This is a genomic window from uncultured Gimesia sp., assembly GCF_963972345.1.
Taxonomy (GTDB): Bacteria; Planctomycetota; Planctomycetia; order Planctomycetales; family Planctomycetaceae; genus Gimesia.
This window is the reverse complement of record NZ_CAXAVM010000149.1, coordinates 1-17,755: the sequence shown is the minus strand read 5'-3', so window position 1 is coordinate 17,755 and position 17,755 is coordinate 1. Positions and strand designations below refer to the sequence as shown.

The following is a 17,755-nucleotide window of genomic DNA, read 5'->3' as shown; positions in this document are numbered from 1 at the left end:
TTGATTAAACCATTTACTGGCTCAATCGTGCGTGTGACTTTAGAGGTTCCCAGGTCCCAGATTCGTACCAGTCCATCAGCGCAGCTGGTTGCAGCCTGTTTCCCCTGATCAAAAACAGCCATTGAAAGAATGGCATCGGGGTGTTTCAGTATCTGATCCTGATTTTCTTTACCGGAGGCTACATCCCAGCTGCCTACCGTGTTATCTCCACTGGCAGAAAGTACTGTTTTCCCATCCGGTAAGAATGCAATTGCCGTGATGCGTCGTGTATGCCCGGTCAGTTTATGTAATAATTTTCCAGTTTCCCTGTCCCAGAGCATGCAGTGTCCACGCGCATCGCCACTGGCACAGTATTTTTTGTCGGGTGAGATGGCAACAGCACTTACTTCCGAATGATGACCGGCAAGTTCTTTGAGCAGTTCTCCCGTCGTGATGTCCCAGATGCGAACGGTTTTTTCATCACTGCCTGTCACGAGCAGTTTTGAATCAAACGAGACATCAATGGCAGCGCTGCGACCGGTGTGTTCAAATCGTTTGTGTTCGGTTCCTGTCTGGATATCCCAGATGCGTACCGAATTGTCAACGGCGGCAGTGGCAAGTCGCTTGCCATCAGGCAGGAAGACCGCGCTGGAAGCCAGGAATGCGTGTCCTTCTGTAAATTCTTTATTGGGTTTTCCGGTAGAGACATCCCAGGAAATCGCCGTTTTATCACGACTGGCTGTGACCAGCTGTTTTCCATCACTCGAGAACGAGACATCAAGAATGGCATCTACGTGCTGTGCTAGGACCCGCCCCTTGAGAGTACGGATTTCTGCATAATTGGCAATGTTCCATAATTTCAGCTGTGCATCGTGGCTCGCCGACAGGATCCACTTGCCGTCATTCAGAATCATGGCGGCCTGAACCCAGCTGTCGTGCCCGCGAAATGTTTTCAGTGCTTTATTCGTTTCGATATCCCAGAGTTTGACTGTGTTGTCATGGCTGGCAGAGATGAGCATCTTTCCATCAGCCGTAAATTCTGCAGACTGGACGCTTTCCTGGTGACCTTCAAAAGCGACGTAAGCCGGGGGCTCACTTTCTTTGCCGGAGACGAGTTTCGAGAAATCAAAGGGAACAATGTCTTCCGGACGCCACAGAAGAACGCGTCGATCATAACCGCTGGTCACAACGCGTGTACTATCTGCATCAGGAGAGAAGTCTGCGGAATAGATGGGTCCCTGATGACCGGTGAAGGGAGCCCCTTTTTCTGCTGTTTCTGTATTCCAGATAATCGCGGTTCCATCCTGACTGGCTGTCACAATTCGCTTTTCATCCGTTGAGAAATTTGCATCCCAGACCCACCAGTTGTGTCCCCAGTAGCGGTTTAACTGATCGCCTGATTTCACATCCCAGAGGCGGGCTGTTTTATCATAAGAACTGGTGAGAAGCCGTTTCCCGTCTTTGGAAAACGAAATGCTTAACACACCTTCGGTATGCCCCTGGTCAAAAGGGGTTTTCCCGGAAGCATTTTTGAACGTGGTCGGAATGGGGGCATGTGAATCGAGGTTCCAGAGTTTGATAAATCCCTGGGGGTCTTCACTGCCTGTCGCCAAAGTTTTTCCATCAGGACTGATGGCGACGGCAAGTACCGGATGTTTCTGGTGATCGAAAGTAGCCAGAATTCTTCCGGTAGTGCGATCCCAGAGGCGGGCCACACCATCTTTGCCACCGGTGACAAACTTGGAACCATCTTGAGAGATCGCAAGCGCATCGATCGGTGCCTGTGCATCGAAAGTCCGACTGCTCTGCGAACAGAGATGCATCAAACGCCCCCATTCCCAGTTGCGCAAACTGGGGGGACAATCGTTGAGCAATTCTACCGCGCTCTCGAATGCATTCTCATCTATTTTCGCCGCTGCCAGACCGATGCGGGCGATATAGGCTTCGTATTCCTCCTGCTTTTTGGCTACAACAGCCTTTTTCTCTTCGATTTCCGCTTTTTCTTTTTGAGAAATCGCTTCCTTTTCGGATTCTTTTGCTTCCTGCAGAGCAATCGCTTCTTTGCGTTGTGCTTCAATCGCTTCATCACGTGCTGCAATTGCTTTTTCTCGCGCCACTTTTTCAAGGGCTTGTGCTTCAACGGCTTTTTTTCGTTCCTGCACGGCTGTGTCGCGTTCTGTCTCTGCGACTTTCTCCGCCGCCAGTGCACGATTGGCTTCTGCGCGAATCCAGAAGAAGGCTCCGGTGACAACAAACATCACGGTCGCCAGCATGCCGACAAAAACGCGTTTCGCAGCGCGGAGACGCTGTTGGCGGGCATCGCGTTCAGCCTGGGCGGCACGAATATTTTCGATCAGTTCCTGGTGGGCAGGGTCTTCTGAATTCAACAGGGAGAGCCCCAGGTCATAGTCACCTTTCCCATACGCCAGACCGGCATAGCTGAGTGTTGCTTTTTCTGCCCCGGTACGAGCTGTGCTGTTTTCCGGCCAGAGCGAAAGCGCTTCCTGGTACCCGAACAGGGCCCGCGAAAACAGTTCATAGTTTTCTGTCTCAATGGCCTTGTTCAAATCAGATTCAGCACGTGTTGCCAGTGAGATACTCTCTGAATGCGACTGGTAAGCCAGAATCGCCTGCTGGAAGGCCTGCACGCTGGGGTATCGATCCTGCGGGCGAAGTGCCATCGCTTTCATGGCGATATCTATGAGCTCGCCTTTTTTCTCGGTGGGAACAATTTTATTCTTGGCAGCCGCCATCAGACATTTCATGGCAGTCTTGCCGGTATGCGGCGGACGTCCCGTGAGAATTTCGTACAGAATCGCACCCAGCAGATAGATATCTGAAAGTGGTGAAATCTTATCTACAGGTCCGGTGGCCATTTCCGGCGCCATGTAAGCAGGGGTGCCCCCCATGCTGGAGGTAGTGATAATGCTGCTTGATTTGCGGAATCCAGATGTGGATTGTGCCAGTCCCCAGTCCATGACCAGAACTTCACCGAACTCACCCAGCATGACGTTTTCCGGTTTCAGGTCACGATGCACTACGCTGCGCGAATGAGCAAACGCGACCGCATCGGCAACTTTCATCAGAATATTAAGGTTTTCAGCCAGTGTGTTTTTGCGAACCGTTTTGAGCCAGGGGCGGCCTTCCACTTTTTTCATTGAGTAGAACAGCGCACCGGTATTGTTGCTGCCTACATCATAAATGGGAACAATATTCGGGTGGTCGAGTTCACCCGTGACGACTGCTTCCGCGAGGAATTTATGCCGCTGCTCACTACTTTTGGCTGTCTTGCTTTTCAGCATTTTGACAGCGACCTGTCTGTCGATGGAAGTCTGCCGTGCCGTATAGACGACCCCCATTCCCCCCTGGCCAAGAATCTCCAGCAGTTCGTATTCTGCATTATCATTGAATTCAGATTTTGTGGTGTCACTGAATTCACGTTTCTTGATTACCAGCGATGTCTGATTGGTTATCAGGTCACCAGGCAGATCAGGCGCCTTGATCGTCATATCGGGGCGATCAGCCATTGTGGCCATGTCATCCCCCCAGGCAGAATTCATGGTCGCCATCAACTCGGGAGGGACATCATCCGAAACCAGGGTGGCGTCGATATCGGATCGCGAGTTACCATCTTCGACATATGTGGCTCCGATATCTGAATTCTCCACGGGTTCATCCAGAATCAAAGTCTGGTCATTTCGGTCTTCTGCTTGTTCTTCGGGGTTTTCGTTAATCGTCTGCATACCCGCCCACTGACCATCTTCATCAGACTCCATGGTCTGGTCAGGGTCGACGGAATTCGGATCGACCACGGTGGCATAGATATCATCGTCGGGGATGCTCGCGCCGATCGTCTGATCATTCGCAGGCAGATCCTCGAAGGTATCCTGATCGGAACCTGAGTCATCACTGGTCTGGAACAGTTCTTCCGAATCCGCCGTGTCAAATGAATCACCGCTGATTGTTTCGGAATCCCATTGATCAGAAATGATGGTCTGATCTATTTCGCTGCTACGGTCGTTCGAATCAAATTCCGAATCGGATTGAGTCTGGCCGTTTTGCGGATTCAGTTCATCAGACGAATCTTCGTTTTCTTCTTTTCGATCTGGATTGTCATTCATAATGTTACCCGCAATTTAGCGTTACGGTCGACGACGATCGTAACGTTGCTCTCTTTTCATAAATGAGAATGATGACTGTGGTCGGAAGCCTGAATTATTTATAACTGGAACGATATCAGTAACTGCTGACATCAGGGATTATTACGATATATATTGTAACGGCGATTCAGCAGGCGATTCCCATATTTCTCGAGTGCCGTTTCGCGCTGTTCTGTTGTTGCCGGCTTTTTCAATAATGTTTTTCCATGATAATAACCTGAAAGCAGGGCGGCACTGCTCCAGGCTTGCTCGTCACTGAACGCCTGCTGCTGATCGGCCCGCTGATTCAAATTGTGGAATTCACGCAAGCTATCACTCGGTTCCAACCGGGGAAACTCGGCAGCGCCCTCAAGGTAAGTTGATTCCGAAGGGAACCAGTTATCGAGAAGATCGGTGATTCCTGCATCTGCGAGGATGACCGTCACCATCTCTTGAATCTGTCGCAGTGATTCTGACAGCGGGTCATCCGTATTCAGATGGCTTGTGTTTTGCTGATCTGCACCATTCCCCGGGCCCGGTTCTGTTGGCGGAGCAGATTGCTCCTCCGTGACATCACTGGCTTTCCCATTTCGAATATCGACATCCATCAGCAGACGAACCCGTTCTTCTCCTGCTTCTTTCAGGTAGATCTGATATCGCCCATCGGGCAGTGTTTTGAACAGTTTCGGCAGATTGTCGAGATCCGATTCCTGGAGTGGTACATCTTCAATAATATCGCCATTGGGTGCCAGGATTCGCAAAAACACCAACCGCTCTGCGTTATTATTTGCTTCGTTGATTGCCGAATCGATCAACTGCGTATCTTTGTTTGTGAAGATACTCTGGAAATTCGATGTTGAATCAAGAATCATTTCCTGTTGCGGGAAGATCAACAGCGGTACCTGGGGCGTCGTGTCAATGGCGACAGTCGCCAGACCTTCACCGGGTGTTTGCAGCAAACCAGATTCAACAGTGAAATCCAGACTGCCGTTTCCGTCAGAGAAGGTGAACTGTTGATCGCCCTGCATCGTAACCAGAATCGGGATATCCGCTGCCGGGTTTTGTGCATTCGGATTCCCGGCGTAGGTGTGCTGGAACTCAAATGAACCGGGATTATCGAAGTTGAAGGTTTCAACGGTGCCATCACCCCAGTCGATGGTGATGAAGAAATTCTGTTCGGAAAAACGCCCGAAGTCACCAGTCACAGTTCCGACACCTGTTGGCAGAATCTGTGGAGTCAGGATATTGCGTAAGTCGGGAGGCAGCCCGGCAATGGCCCCCGTCTGCGAATTCAGTGTGGTACTCGAATCAATCGAGACACCACTGGTACCATGACCTGAAAAGATTCCGGTGCCTGCCACACTGTAATCGGAAGAGGTGCCAGTATCATTGATATCCAGGATTCCGTTACCAGCTTCGACATTGATGTTTCCGTTACCACCGAATGCCCGCACGGATGCATTCAGCGTCAAGTTACCAGGGCCGGTAGATTCCAGATCGATATTTCCACCAGAGCTGTTGATCACAGGCGAATCCACGGTCAGCGGACTCGCATTTGAAATGATAATATGACCCGGAGTATCCGCTGAGTTTGTGATCCCGGCCACACCGTCAACCGTACCAATGGTTAATAATGCGCCTCCCAGATCGTTGTTGATCTGGATGCTCCCCGCATCGGTATTCACCGCGGCCAGCAGTGAAACGGCGGTTTCCAGGGAGTTGGTTGAACCGGCTCCTGTTGCAGTCCTGATTGCCAACTGGTTAGCGATGATGTCCCGGCCCCCGGTATCACCGGAATCGGTCACGCCACCGTCTGTGCTTGTCAGTCGAGTGAAAGTCGTTGTAATCAACTGGCCGACCGCAATATTATCGCCGGCCTGTAAGTCCAGGAGACCGGTTCCCGCATCAAACACTGTTCCGTTCGACATACTGATTCCACCACCGCCCGCGCCGAGACTGGCAGAATCAGCGAGTAATGTAATCTGACCATTGGCAGAACTGATGTCGCCGGCGATCCCGAAATTCAGACTTTTTTGTGCCGTCAGATCAATGGTTCCTCCGGTTGTGCGGAGACCATCATTGACTTGAATCGAAGAATTTATTCCAGTGGCAGTGATATCAATGGTACCTGATCCATTCGTTGATACAACATTGGTCAGGACACCCGGATTCTCAAACAGGATCGAACCGTCAGTGATGATTGTTATCGCAGAATCAGTTGTTGAGACTTCCTGGAATGACGTATGTCTTCCCCCCGATTGCTGAAAATCGATGGTTCCATTCCCTGTCGTCAGTCGGGTCAGGCTGACGTCGCCGGTTTCAGAAGAAGAAGTATTGTTCAGATCAATGTTACCGGTTGTGGTATCGACCGAGAGCGTTCTCCCCGAAATTTCGATCGGATCGGAGTTACCAATTCCATTTTCAGCCTGAAGAGTAATTGATCCGCCCGCGGCAGCGATATCAATTAGCGGAGTCCCCTGATCGTCAACCGCATCGTTGATTTCACCAGCGGAGGTGATATTGATCACTCCCTCGAGGCCAGTGACAGATCCCAGCAGAATGTTTCCGGAATTGATGGTGGAAATTGTGATTTCCGGAGAGAGGCCTCCGGCTGTCAGCGAGGTCAGAGTCAGCAGATCAGTCTGTGTATCACCGGTATTGGAAATGATCATATTCCCGTCAAGAGTCGATGCGAAGTAAACTGTCAGAGACTCATTTCCGATCTGTTCCAGTTCGATATTTCCCGCTGCGGTGGAAAGGCTGGTTGCGGTGGCGGACGTATCTGCCGTGTTATGCAGCAGGACATCGCCGGTGGTCGTGTCTGCTGAGAATGTCTCGACGCTGAACTCAAGTCTGTTTCCCGTTCCGATTCCCGTAACAGCGTTGAGATCGAGGCTGGTCGCATGGATGTTGAGCGGGTCGGGCAGCCCGTCATTCTGATCGATAATCGCTGCTTGAGAATCAATCAGCACATCATTTGAAACGGTTTCGATAAAACCGGCCAAAGTGATATCGCCCCCGGAAAGGATTCGGATATCACCGGCTGTCGTCTGAAGAATGTCATGCACGATCAGGGCATCGGTTTCGATGATCTGGATTTCACCGCCCGTGGCGTTGACGATATTGATCTGGTCGACGTTGATTTCAATATGCTGATTCGAATCTGCAACTTTACCTACACCCAGAGTTGCGATAATGGTGACGCGGGCACCGGATTCATTGGCGATCAGATCTTCGCCGGTACTGTCACCTGAATCGATGAGGCTGGAATCGGTTTCAATACGAATCGCGAAATCAGTGGCATTGAAAGTTGTAATCTGGCTCAATTCAATATCACCAGTCGCATCCAGGCTGACCGTTCCGTCTCCGGCATCGATAAACGTTCCATCATTCATGGTGATTGCGCCGAAGAAACCACCCGCACCGGCGTCTGCATCGGCTGTCAGAACAATACTGCCCGAGGTGCTGGTCAGGTTTGTTGTACCGTTGAAGCGAATGTCATTTGCTGTCTCAACGTTGACAGAGCCGGTATCACTTTGAATATTGGCATCCAGGATGAGGTCTGCATCAGTATTCGTCGTTTCGAGGAACAGTGTTCCCGTTCCCTGGGTCTGCACCAGATTCGAGATAGTGATGCTGCCAGCTGAAGTCAGAGACACGTTCGTGTCAGTCCCACCAAGCAAGGCGAGAGAGTCCGCATTCACATCGATCAGTTCCAGGGCAGGGGAGTCATTGCTGATGTTGAATTCGCTGCCGGTTGTGGTCCCATCAAATTTCTGAGCGGTGATTATGAGCGCTTCCGATGATTCAGACTGGAACAAAATCGTATCGACGGCATTGATATCAATGTCACCACCACCCGCATCAATGATATCCGGTGCATCAAGTCGCAGGTTTCCAGTCTCTAAGCCCGTCGGTACCGTAATGGAAACATCTGAGACGAAAGCAATCGTATCCTGCGTATTACTGATACCCGTAGTAGTCGATACATCAATGGCACCGCCGGTCACTTTCACAAAAGTGGTCCCGGCAGTTAAAGTACCAGCATCCAGATTGAGCAGTTCTGGAGTGGTATTCAGATTGTGGATTGTGATGAGATCACCACTGGTGAGATCCATCCGATCGACGGTCGTCTGCAGTGGATCAAAGTCTGCCTCCGTGAAGACATTGGTAATGCCACCAATATTGCGACCCGCGACAATTGTTAACAGATCGCCTGTCGTCAGATTGCTGTCCGTGCTATCTGAATCCAGCACATCCCGGTCGGAATTGAGCGTGATGTCAGCCGTGTTTTGTGCATTTAACGTGGTTACCAGAATATCACTGTCAACTCCCGTTGCCGTGAGCGTGATTCCATTATTCGTATCGGATGCGGAATTGTTGATTGAGTTGACATTGAGTGCCGTAACTGTTCCCGCTGCATTGACAGTGATGAATCCGTCAAATGTTGTGAGCTGAGTCAGCGTGACGCTGTCAACTTCATCAACGTGAATTCCCCCCGCGTTGGTATTTACCTCAGCAGTAATACTGTTGACATCGGTGTCGACTTCAATCCCGTCAGCAGTGAGTCCTGCACTGCTGGATGTTAACTGCAGGTCATCTGCAGTGATCCGGTTCAAATCCCCCCCGTCGGTGTCGAGAATTCCATCATCGGCGATCAAAATTACATCGGCATTTCCGACCGCTGTGATTGTGGTGACGAGTATATCGCTGCTGCTGCCGGTTGCAGTCAGTGTAATATCATTATTGTCCTCACCGGAATCATTCGTTGATACAACAGAAGTCGCGGTGATGGTGGCCGTCGTATTGATGATGATTTCACCATCAAAGGTAGACAGGTCCAGAAGTTCAACGGCGATACTGTTATCGATCAACAAGCTACCTGCCCCGGATACCGTTGCAGAAAGTGTGCTGACGGCTGTTTCCAGAGGATTGCCGGTTCCAATGCCCGTCTCCGCATTGAGAATGGCAATGGAGGCAGTGATATCGGTGTTAGAATCACCATTATCCAGAATCGAGGCTGAGAGCGATTCCACTTCTACGGAGCCTGTTGTGAGTAAACCGGCCAGTAACACGTTACCGTCTGCTGTCAGGTTGATGTCACCTGATCCGGCATCTATCAGAGATCCGTCAGTCAGAGAGATTACATTTCCATTGTTGCCGGCAGCATTATCGGCAGTCAGTGTTACGGTACCTGACGTGGATTCAATCAAGGCGACACTGCCAAAAAGAATATCGTCTTCAGCCGTCAACGTCACCAGGCCGGTATTACTTTTGATTGTCGCATCCAAATCAATGCTATTGCCAGTTCCGGTAGAATTTCCCAGAAGTTCAATGTCACCCGTTCCTGAAGTTGAGACAACAGCATCGTCAGAGATTTCAATGCCATCATCGCCATTGGATGTCCCGTCGATCGTGATTTTTCCGTTGGTGGAAACGACCTGCCCTGACATTGTTTGAATCAAGACACCTTCCGAGGCAGCACCCGCGCCGGTTGAGATCCCGGTGACAGTAATCGCACCATCGGTTGACTGCACGTTGCTGTTGATTTCGACACCAGCCTGGTCAGCGGAAGTTGTGCCGTTGATGAATACTTCTGCAGCGGTCATACCCGTACCACTGGAGACAATCTCCGCCTGATCTACCAGCAGGAACCCGACACCAGAACCGGCGTTGCCAGTGATCTGTATGGTTCCGTCTGTGGATTTCACGGTAGTTCCCACATTCTCGAACAGAATGCCGGTGTTCTGATCAATGCCGGTTCCCCCCGTTCCATTGATCGAAATTGTTCCTGCCTGGGCGCCGGTGTCTGTTGAACTGACTGTGGTTCCCGAATGCAGATGCACCCCGTAGTGATTGCTGGTGCCGGCGTCCAAACCACCGAAGCCGGTAAGGCTGATACTTCCGGAGCCAGTTGAAGTGAGGCTGGCATTATCGGCTTCGATACCTGAAAAGTCACCGGTGGTTGTGCCTGCCATATTGGCCTGCAGGGTAATCCCCCCGTTTTCCGTCTTCAGATTGCTGCCACTGTTGAGTTTGATATTACGTGTTGATGTCAGTAATAATACCCCCGTACCAAACGTGGCTACGGTGGTTCCCACATCGACAGTCAAAGTTTCAGAGGCATTTAAAGTGACTGAACCGGCTGCGGACTGTGTGTCTTCCGTGACATCCAGTGTGCCTGTAACGTTGACGACCATATCGGCGTCGGCATCGAGTCCCACCTGGGTACCGATTCCGCCAATCGTCAGATTGCCGGTATTGTCAAGGAAGAATCCTCCAGTCCCGGCATCCGCTTCCAGGAATGAAACGGAGGTATCGACGGCATCAGCCAACTGACCGATGCTCAGATTCGAGTTCATGATCAACTGACTGGCGGTGACATTATCGACGGCCGTGCTGTCATTGTCAGTGATACCACCGTTCGTAGAGGTAATGTCAACCAGACCTCCTGTCGTCTTAATGGATGACAAAGCAACATCGTCATAGGCAGACATGAGAATCTGTCCGCCTTGTGATTCGATGGAACTGCCTGAATCGAGCGTAATGGCTCCTGCTCCCGAATTGTCGTTGTCAGCGGTCAGGGTAATCAGGCTGCTGGACTGGGCGACAATACTGCCGGTAGATGTCAGATGAATATCATTGTCGGCCAGAAACGTCAGGGTTCCATTGGTACTGGAGACCAGAGCGGTGATGAGAATATCATTGTCGGCTGTTGCAGAGATATATTCGTTGGTTGTAAACGCGCCGTTGATATTGATGTCATTGGTCGAATTGATATCGACGGTAATGCCCGCACCGCCTGTCACTGTTGCGTTAAAGGTGATATCGCCGTTTAAATTCGACGTGAAGATCGTAGAGACTCCGAGCATTACATCGTCGTGATAGGTTTGAGAACCGGTAGTCGTGACAACTCCGCCATTAATATTTGTTATGCCACCAGCATTCGTTGTCAGGCTGGCCAATGCGGCAGTATCACCTGTTTTGTCTTCAAAATTTGTGTTACCGGCCGTATTGATTTCGAGATTAAAGGCCCCGTCCAGTAATGATTCAAACGTGATATCACCACTGGCTGAGCTTTCCAGGCGGGTGTCAGCGCCCAGAAGGACTTCATCATGAAATGTCATTCCATCAATTGTATCAATACTGACCCCGTTGATATTCGTGATACCATTGGCATCCGTCGTCAGGCTGGCCAGGGCATTGCTATTGCCGACAGTTCCGTTAAATGTCGTATCACTGCCCGTATTGATTTCGAGTGCATAGGGGCCATTCAGAGTCTGATTGAAGATGATGACATCATTCGTAGTACTCGTTAGAACGGTGTTTGCTCCGAGGATGACATCATCATTATAAATCTGGCTGCCTGTCGAATTTACAATCCCACCATTGAGGTAGGTTACTCCACCGGCGTTGGTAGTTAATGTTGCCAGAGACAGAGTATTTCCGACGGCGCCCCCAAAGATCGTATCGCCCGTAGTATTAATCACCAGGTTGATACTGCCATCGACTGTTGAGACAAATTCGATCGAACCTCCACCTGAACTGGTTAAGGTTGTGTCGGTTGTAATATTTACGGCATCATTGTATAGCTGCGAGCCAGTTGTTGTGATCGTTCCGCCCGTGAAAGTGCTGTCAGTCGATCCTGTCGTACTGATTTCCACAGTAGTCGCGATCACTTCAGTCTGAATGTCGACGTTCCCGGCATTGATGAGCACATCCCCAAGCAAAATCGGGTCTGGTCCCTGGAAAGTGACACTGTCATCACTGTCTCCCTCAATGGTCAGGTGGGTCGTGAAAGAACTGTAGAGCGTACTTATCTGTATTGTATCCATGCCGGGAGATGCACCGACACTATTGGTACGAATCGTGATCGAGTTGGTCGCATTTTGAAACAGAACGGATTCACTCTCAGTAGAATCGATATAGGAAAGCGCGTCTAAAGGATTTCCATTATCAGAGAGAGAAATCACTTCATCAGCATCTGTGAAGTCAAATTCACGGTCAGCGATGATCAGGTTATCAAGAATCGGTTCCAGACCGGTAAAGGTAATTGTCGTGGACAGATCACTGATTACAGCATCTGTAATTGTGATGGTTCCGTCTTCCCCTTCCGCGGGAACCGAATCAGGTGTGAAGACGTAGGCAACATTATCTGCTTCAACTGGAACAGCATGATTGAGAACCAGAGCATCTCCGCCGCTGAGGTTATTCAGATAATTACCGTCATTGTTCTGCGAACCACCATGAAAGAAGATGCCGCCTGAAGGATTTGCAAACCCGTTATCTGGCTGATTGAGGATAAAGACATCGTCGCCATCAAGGCCATAAAACGTAATGGATGTAATGCCCGTCAGCACGACTGTATCTTGAACATCGGCCAATCCCGTGACATCGCGGGTTAAAACGAAGGTCGCTTCCGTTTCACTGGTAAAAGTAACTTCGAGAAGATCGTCCTGGCCGGTACCGTAAATGACAATATCACCGGTTCCATAGATGCCCGGGTAAAGTGTTGGTGGATTCTGGTACGCTCCGATATGAGGTGTGGTTGTATTTGAGTCAGCAGCAAATTCCGAAGAGCCATATGCGGCTGCGGATCCAAAACCGATTGTAAACTGTTCTTCCAGAGAGTCGGTTGGAACATAGTTCGGATCGTTCGCGTAAGCAAAAAGAGGATCACCGAACGTATTAGTCGCATCCAGAGTGACATTGGAATCCAGGTCATTCCCGTTAAACGTATTGTAAGTGACATTCGCATTCAGAGGGGCAATCACGCCGAAACCCTGAATCGGTGGCAGGGGAGGTTCCGCTTGAATGTATAGTTGAATCGTGGTACCACTGTTTCCCGCAGCAATGGCAGTCCCGGGTGCATCATCCAGATTCCAGTGTGCCACCAATCGAGAATCACCGGTAAGCGTGGCAACGCCGCTGTTACGAATCGCATCGCGATCAGTCTGATCCAGCACATCGTTAAACCAGCCGATATCATCCATCAGACCATCAAATGAACGCGCTGGATCTCCGGGATCGCGTCCCACATTCATCAATCCGTTAATGGTGTCGGTAAAATGCGTACTGTCAAACCCTGAAAGGTTTTCGTCAAAGCTAGATAGATAAGGATCCTCGACTCCATCAATGTAAATATGCATTTGTCCGGTATCGGCGTCCCACGTATATTGAATATTGGTCCAGACGCCTGCTGCACTGGCCTGTCCACCAGACTGGATTGTGAAATCGGATCCATCCTGCATCCGACCATAGAACTGGCCGCCACCATTGGTGCGGTACTGGAATTCCATACCAACATTGTCGGGACCTTCGAAAAACTGATTCCGTCGGCCGACATCATCCATTTTCACCCAGAAGTTGAGTGTTCCCTGGTACCCGACATCGAAGCTGGCATCCTGGAAGGTGGCAAAATCATCAATGCCATCGAACTCAAGGGCACCGCTTCCAAAGACACCTTCCCCCGGTCTGAATTCCGGACCGAAAGGCACAATCCCATCTGTGGAAATCAGCATTTCGATCCCACTGACATTATCAATGGCGACATTACCTGAAGATTGATCGAAATCCCAGTGCGCGACCATGCGGCTGTCACCAGCGAGTGCTGCTGCACCATTAACGCTGGTGCGAATTGTATCGAGATCCGCCTGATTCAAAGCTTCATTAAACCAGGCGACGTCATCCATCAGACCATCGAAGAAGCGGGTGACATCGCCCGGATCACGGCCGACATTCATCAACCCATCGACGGTATCGGTGAAGTTGGCCAAGTCAAAACCGGACATGTTTTGATCGAAGCCGCTGATATAATTCTGTTCGACCCCGTTGATATAAATACGCATCGTGCTGGATGCAGCATCCCACGTGTATTGGATGTTGGTCCAGATACCTGCTACACCGGCACTTCCCCCATCTTCAATCACGAATTCGCCATTATTCTGGACCCGGCTGTAAAACTGGCCCCCCCCGTTTGTGCGATACTGAAACTCTAGGCCACTGTTATTGGGGCCCTCGAAAAACTGATTGCGTCTGCCGATGTCATCCATATTGACCCAGAAACTGAGCGTTCCTGATTGCCCCACATCGAAGCTCGGATCCTGAAACAGGCCGAAATCATCAACGCCATCAAATTCGAGTGCACCGCCAAAAACGCCGCCCGTTGAATTCCAGAGAGGGTCTGTCGTCGGCTGCGGGCCATCATAACTGAAACCGTTAAATATATTGTCAGTGATGTTGACGGTATTCAGAGCAACAGACACGGCAGGGTCGAAATAAATTCCACCTGGTTGTGCATATATGCCGTTACCATTGGTGACTGCAGAATCCTGCCAGTCAAACGTATTATGGACGATATCAATGCCATCGGCTGTCATGGCGCCATTGGTGATGGTCAGTGTGTAGTTCTGGTCTCCGGCTTCCTGGAAGTCACCCGCAATCAGTCCATTGCCAAAATAGTTATAAGAGATGACTCCACTGAAGGCGTTATTAAATGGATCGCCGAATGTCCCCTGTGGGCCAATCGAAATCGGCCCCCAGCGGAAATGATCTTCGCGGAATTCATTGCGGGTTATCAGAAAGTTTTCGCCACTGCCACTGTTTCCGTCTCTGATCGCAGCGCGTCCGTAGGTCCCTTCAAAGATCGAGTCAGAGACTTCCAGATTATCGGCACCTTCAAAAACGACCGCACTACGATAATTGTCACCAAACAACAGATTATTCAAGGTCGTAAAATCAGCTGCGGTATATACGACATAGCCCCGGTAATCAGTGGCAGAAGTGTGAATTTCCCAGCCCAGTTGAGCGCCCGAGATAGTCACATTGTCTGCCGTGATATCAATTGCCTCATCGAACGTTCCAGTCGGTGCTCCTGCCTTGCGAATTTCGACCACATCTTTACCTGCTCCCAGCAGGGAGACTGATTCATCTACTTCGAGTGTCCCATTCGTCAAGTAACTGCCGGCAGCAATGTTGATAATCCCTCCGGTACCAGCAATGTCAACCGCATCCTGCAGGTCAGCCCCGCCAGCGGAACCCAGTACATTGACAGTCGCAGCATCACCTGAGACATTGGCAGAGACCAGGTCACCATCCAGTTCGACTGAAATCGCATTGAATGCGATCGAAGAAGCAGTCAGCGTGATGCCGTTGGCCACAGTAATTTCTTCCACATTAAATTCCAGGCTCTTGCCTGTATTCAGTGAAACACTGTTGCTCAAGTTGAGCGTGTCGGCATCTCCCTCGCCATTGATTGTGAGATGGGCAGTGAAGCTTGCCGCTAAAGAATTGAGATCAATTACATCGTCGCCAGCACCGGTGTTGATGGTCAACGTTCCCGTCGGGTTGGCAAAGGTGATAATCTCGCCTGCAGTCGAATCAACCGTAGTCTGGCCGCCACCCGCATCGGTGATGGTAATTGTTTCAGCAACACCACTGTAATTCAAAGTGACATTAGTCGTGTTGACAGTAGATGTAATGGGTTCGAGCCCGCTGTAGATGATGAAATCGGACATCGAACCAGCAATTTGAATACTGCCGGAACTGCTGTTGGCAAAGAAGTATTCGACGGACGTGGACGTTCCCACCAGATTTAAAACATCCCCCGGACTACTTGAGTTCTGTCCCTGACCATTGTAGTTGACGACAATATCCTCGGCAGCAAGAGCGGTGTCGACCGTCAGGCTGTCATCGCCGTCTCCTCCATCGAAGTTAATAATGTTCGTCGTAGTCAGAGAACTGGTGCCAATCAGTATTCCACCACTGTAATACTCAATATTGGAACCTGAGACGAGGATCGCAATCTGATCATCATTCGCACTGCCATCCAGTTGAATATCAACTTCGCCGGAAATCGCAAAATTTTCAATTTCACTGTAAGTAACCGTGGGGAAGGAACCGGTGACCGAACCTGAGCCGTCCCCATTCGAGGATACGACGGCAGTTCCAGCCGTTGATGTGTCGATATTAAGTTGATCGCCCAGAGGATTACTGGAGGGAGCACCGCCGGCGATGGTAAAAGCTTCTGCATCAGGAGTGACATCAAAGGTATCAGCGGCACTTCCACCAGTCAGGTTGGTAAAGCTGCTGAATACCAGCGTATGGGTGCTCTGATAGGAATTAGTCCCTGTCAGTGACCAGTTGGCATCACTGTTGATACCGGTTAATGAATTGGTTCCCGATCCCCCCGTGATTTGATTGATATTTGCAATTGTGAGGGATTTGTTCGTTTCTGTACCGTCGAAACCATCCGTACTTCCGAGCGCATCTAATGTCAGATCCAGATCAACGGTGTAACTGGTCAGGTTAAGGTGATCTGCCCCGTCCTGTCCGTCAAAAGTGCCGTTGAGAGTCGCGCCGTTATTGCTGAACTGCAGCGTATCATTTCCATCACCTGCCTGAATATTAACGGTCTGACTGCCGGTAATATTAAACAGGTCCGCCTCACTGCCGCCCTGCAACTCTTCAAAACTGGAGAAGTTTAATGAATTTGAGCTGCCATAATTACTGGAGAATCCAACTGACCAGGTAGCTGCCGCATTTCGTCCCGTTAACTGGTCTGCGGTTCCTGATCCTGCGATGATCTGATTGATGTTATCAAAGCCGCCTGAAATCGAAGCTTCCGTTCCCTGATGACCATCAAACGTTCCCAGAATCGTCAACGCAACATCGAGAGATGAAGTATAGAGTGAGTAATCAAGTCGGTCGGATCCTGCCTGGCCATCGATGGTTCCGACCAGGGTTGCTGCGTCGGCAAAAGCGAAGATATCGTTCCCGGAATTCCCGGCCAGATTGTGAGCCTGAGTGCCCGTGATCGTGAACGTATCGACCTGGGTACCTCCGGAAAGATTCTCAAAATCACTGAAGCTGAGTTTATTTGTCGATGTATATTGGTTGCTGCCATCAATTGACCAGGCAGCAGTCGCATCAATGCCTGTCAGAGAATCTGCATTGGAACTTCCCGTAATGGAATCGATATTGTCAAACGAGGTCAACGTGGCTGATTCGGATCCGGAAAACCCATCCGTAGAACCAGTGTCTGACAGGATGAGATTCAATGCGAACGACGAAGCGGAATAGTCGAGGATGTCATTGCCTGCCAGGCCATCGATACTGCCGGTAATCTGACCCGCACCACTGAACTGGAATGTATCGACACCACCAGCTCCCACCAGTTGATTAAATGCTTCGAATGCAATCCCTGCAACGTTCCCCTGGTTGACACCATCAATCTGGTAAGTGGTACCAGCCGTGATGCCGGTCAGTTTGTCGAGGCTATTATCGCCGATGTATTTATCAATGCCGGTCACCAGATTGATTCCCGTTGCGCTGCCGTCATTGAGATTGACTGTCACCGCCGCCGTCACTGCTGAAAAATCAATACTGTCTGCGCCTGAGCCTCCCGCAATCGTGCCGTCAATCTGCCCGTCATCCAGCATGACGAAGGTGTCCGCGGCGTCATTTCCAGTCAGGTTTTCCACATTAGAAAAGATAACAGCTCCCGAGAGCAGGCTGCCGGAGTTGGTCCCGTCGATTTCCCAGTCATTAGCCTGATTGGGAGCGACAATGGTATTCGAACCGGTTCCGCCGTTAAAACTGATGCCACCAGTGGGCAGAATGTCGCCGAGGAATAGCAC

The 17,755-nt window shown here is 50.4% G+C and carries 2 protein-coding genes; both read right to left on the bottom strand.

All coding sequences use genetic code 11. From position 1 onward, the window contains the following. A partial coding sequence (locus AACZ40_RS20845; protein WP_339675709.1) for a protein kinase occupies positions 1 to 4,100 on the bottom strand: 4,100 nt, incomplete at its 3' end. Between the two features lie 131 nt (positions 4,101 to 4,231). After that, entirely contained in the window at positions 4,232 to 17,599 is a 13,368-nt protein-coding gene (locus AACZ40_RS20840) for a LamG-like jellyroll fold domain-containing protein (RefSeq protein WP_339675707.1), read from the bottom strand. Positions 17,600 to 17,755: the final 156 nt, after the last annotated feature.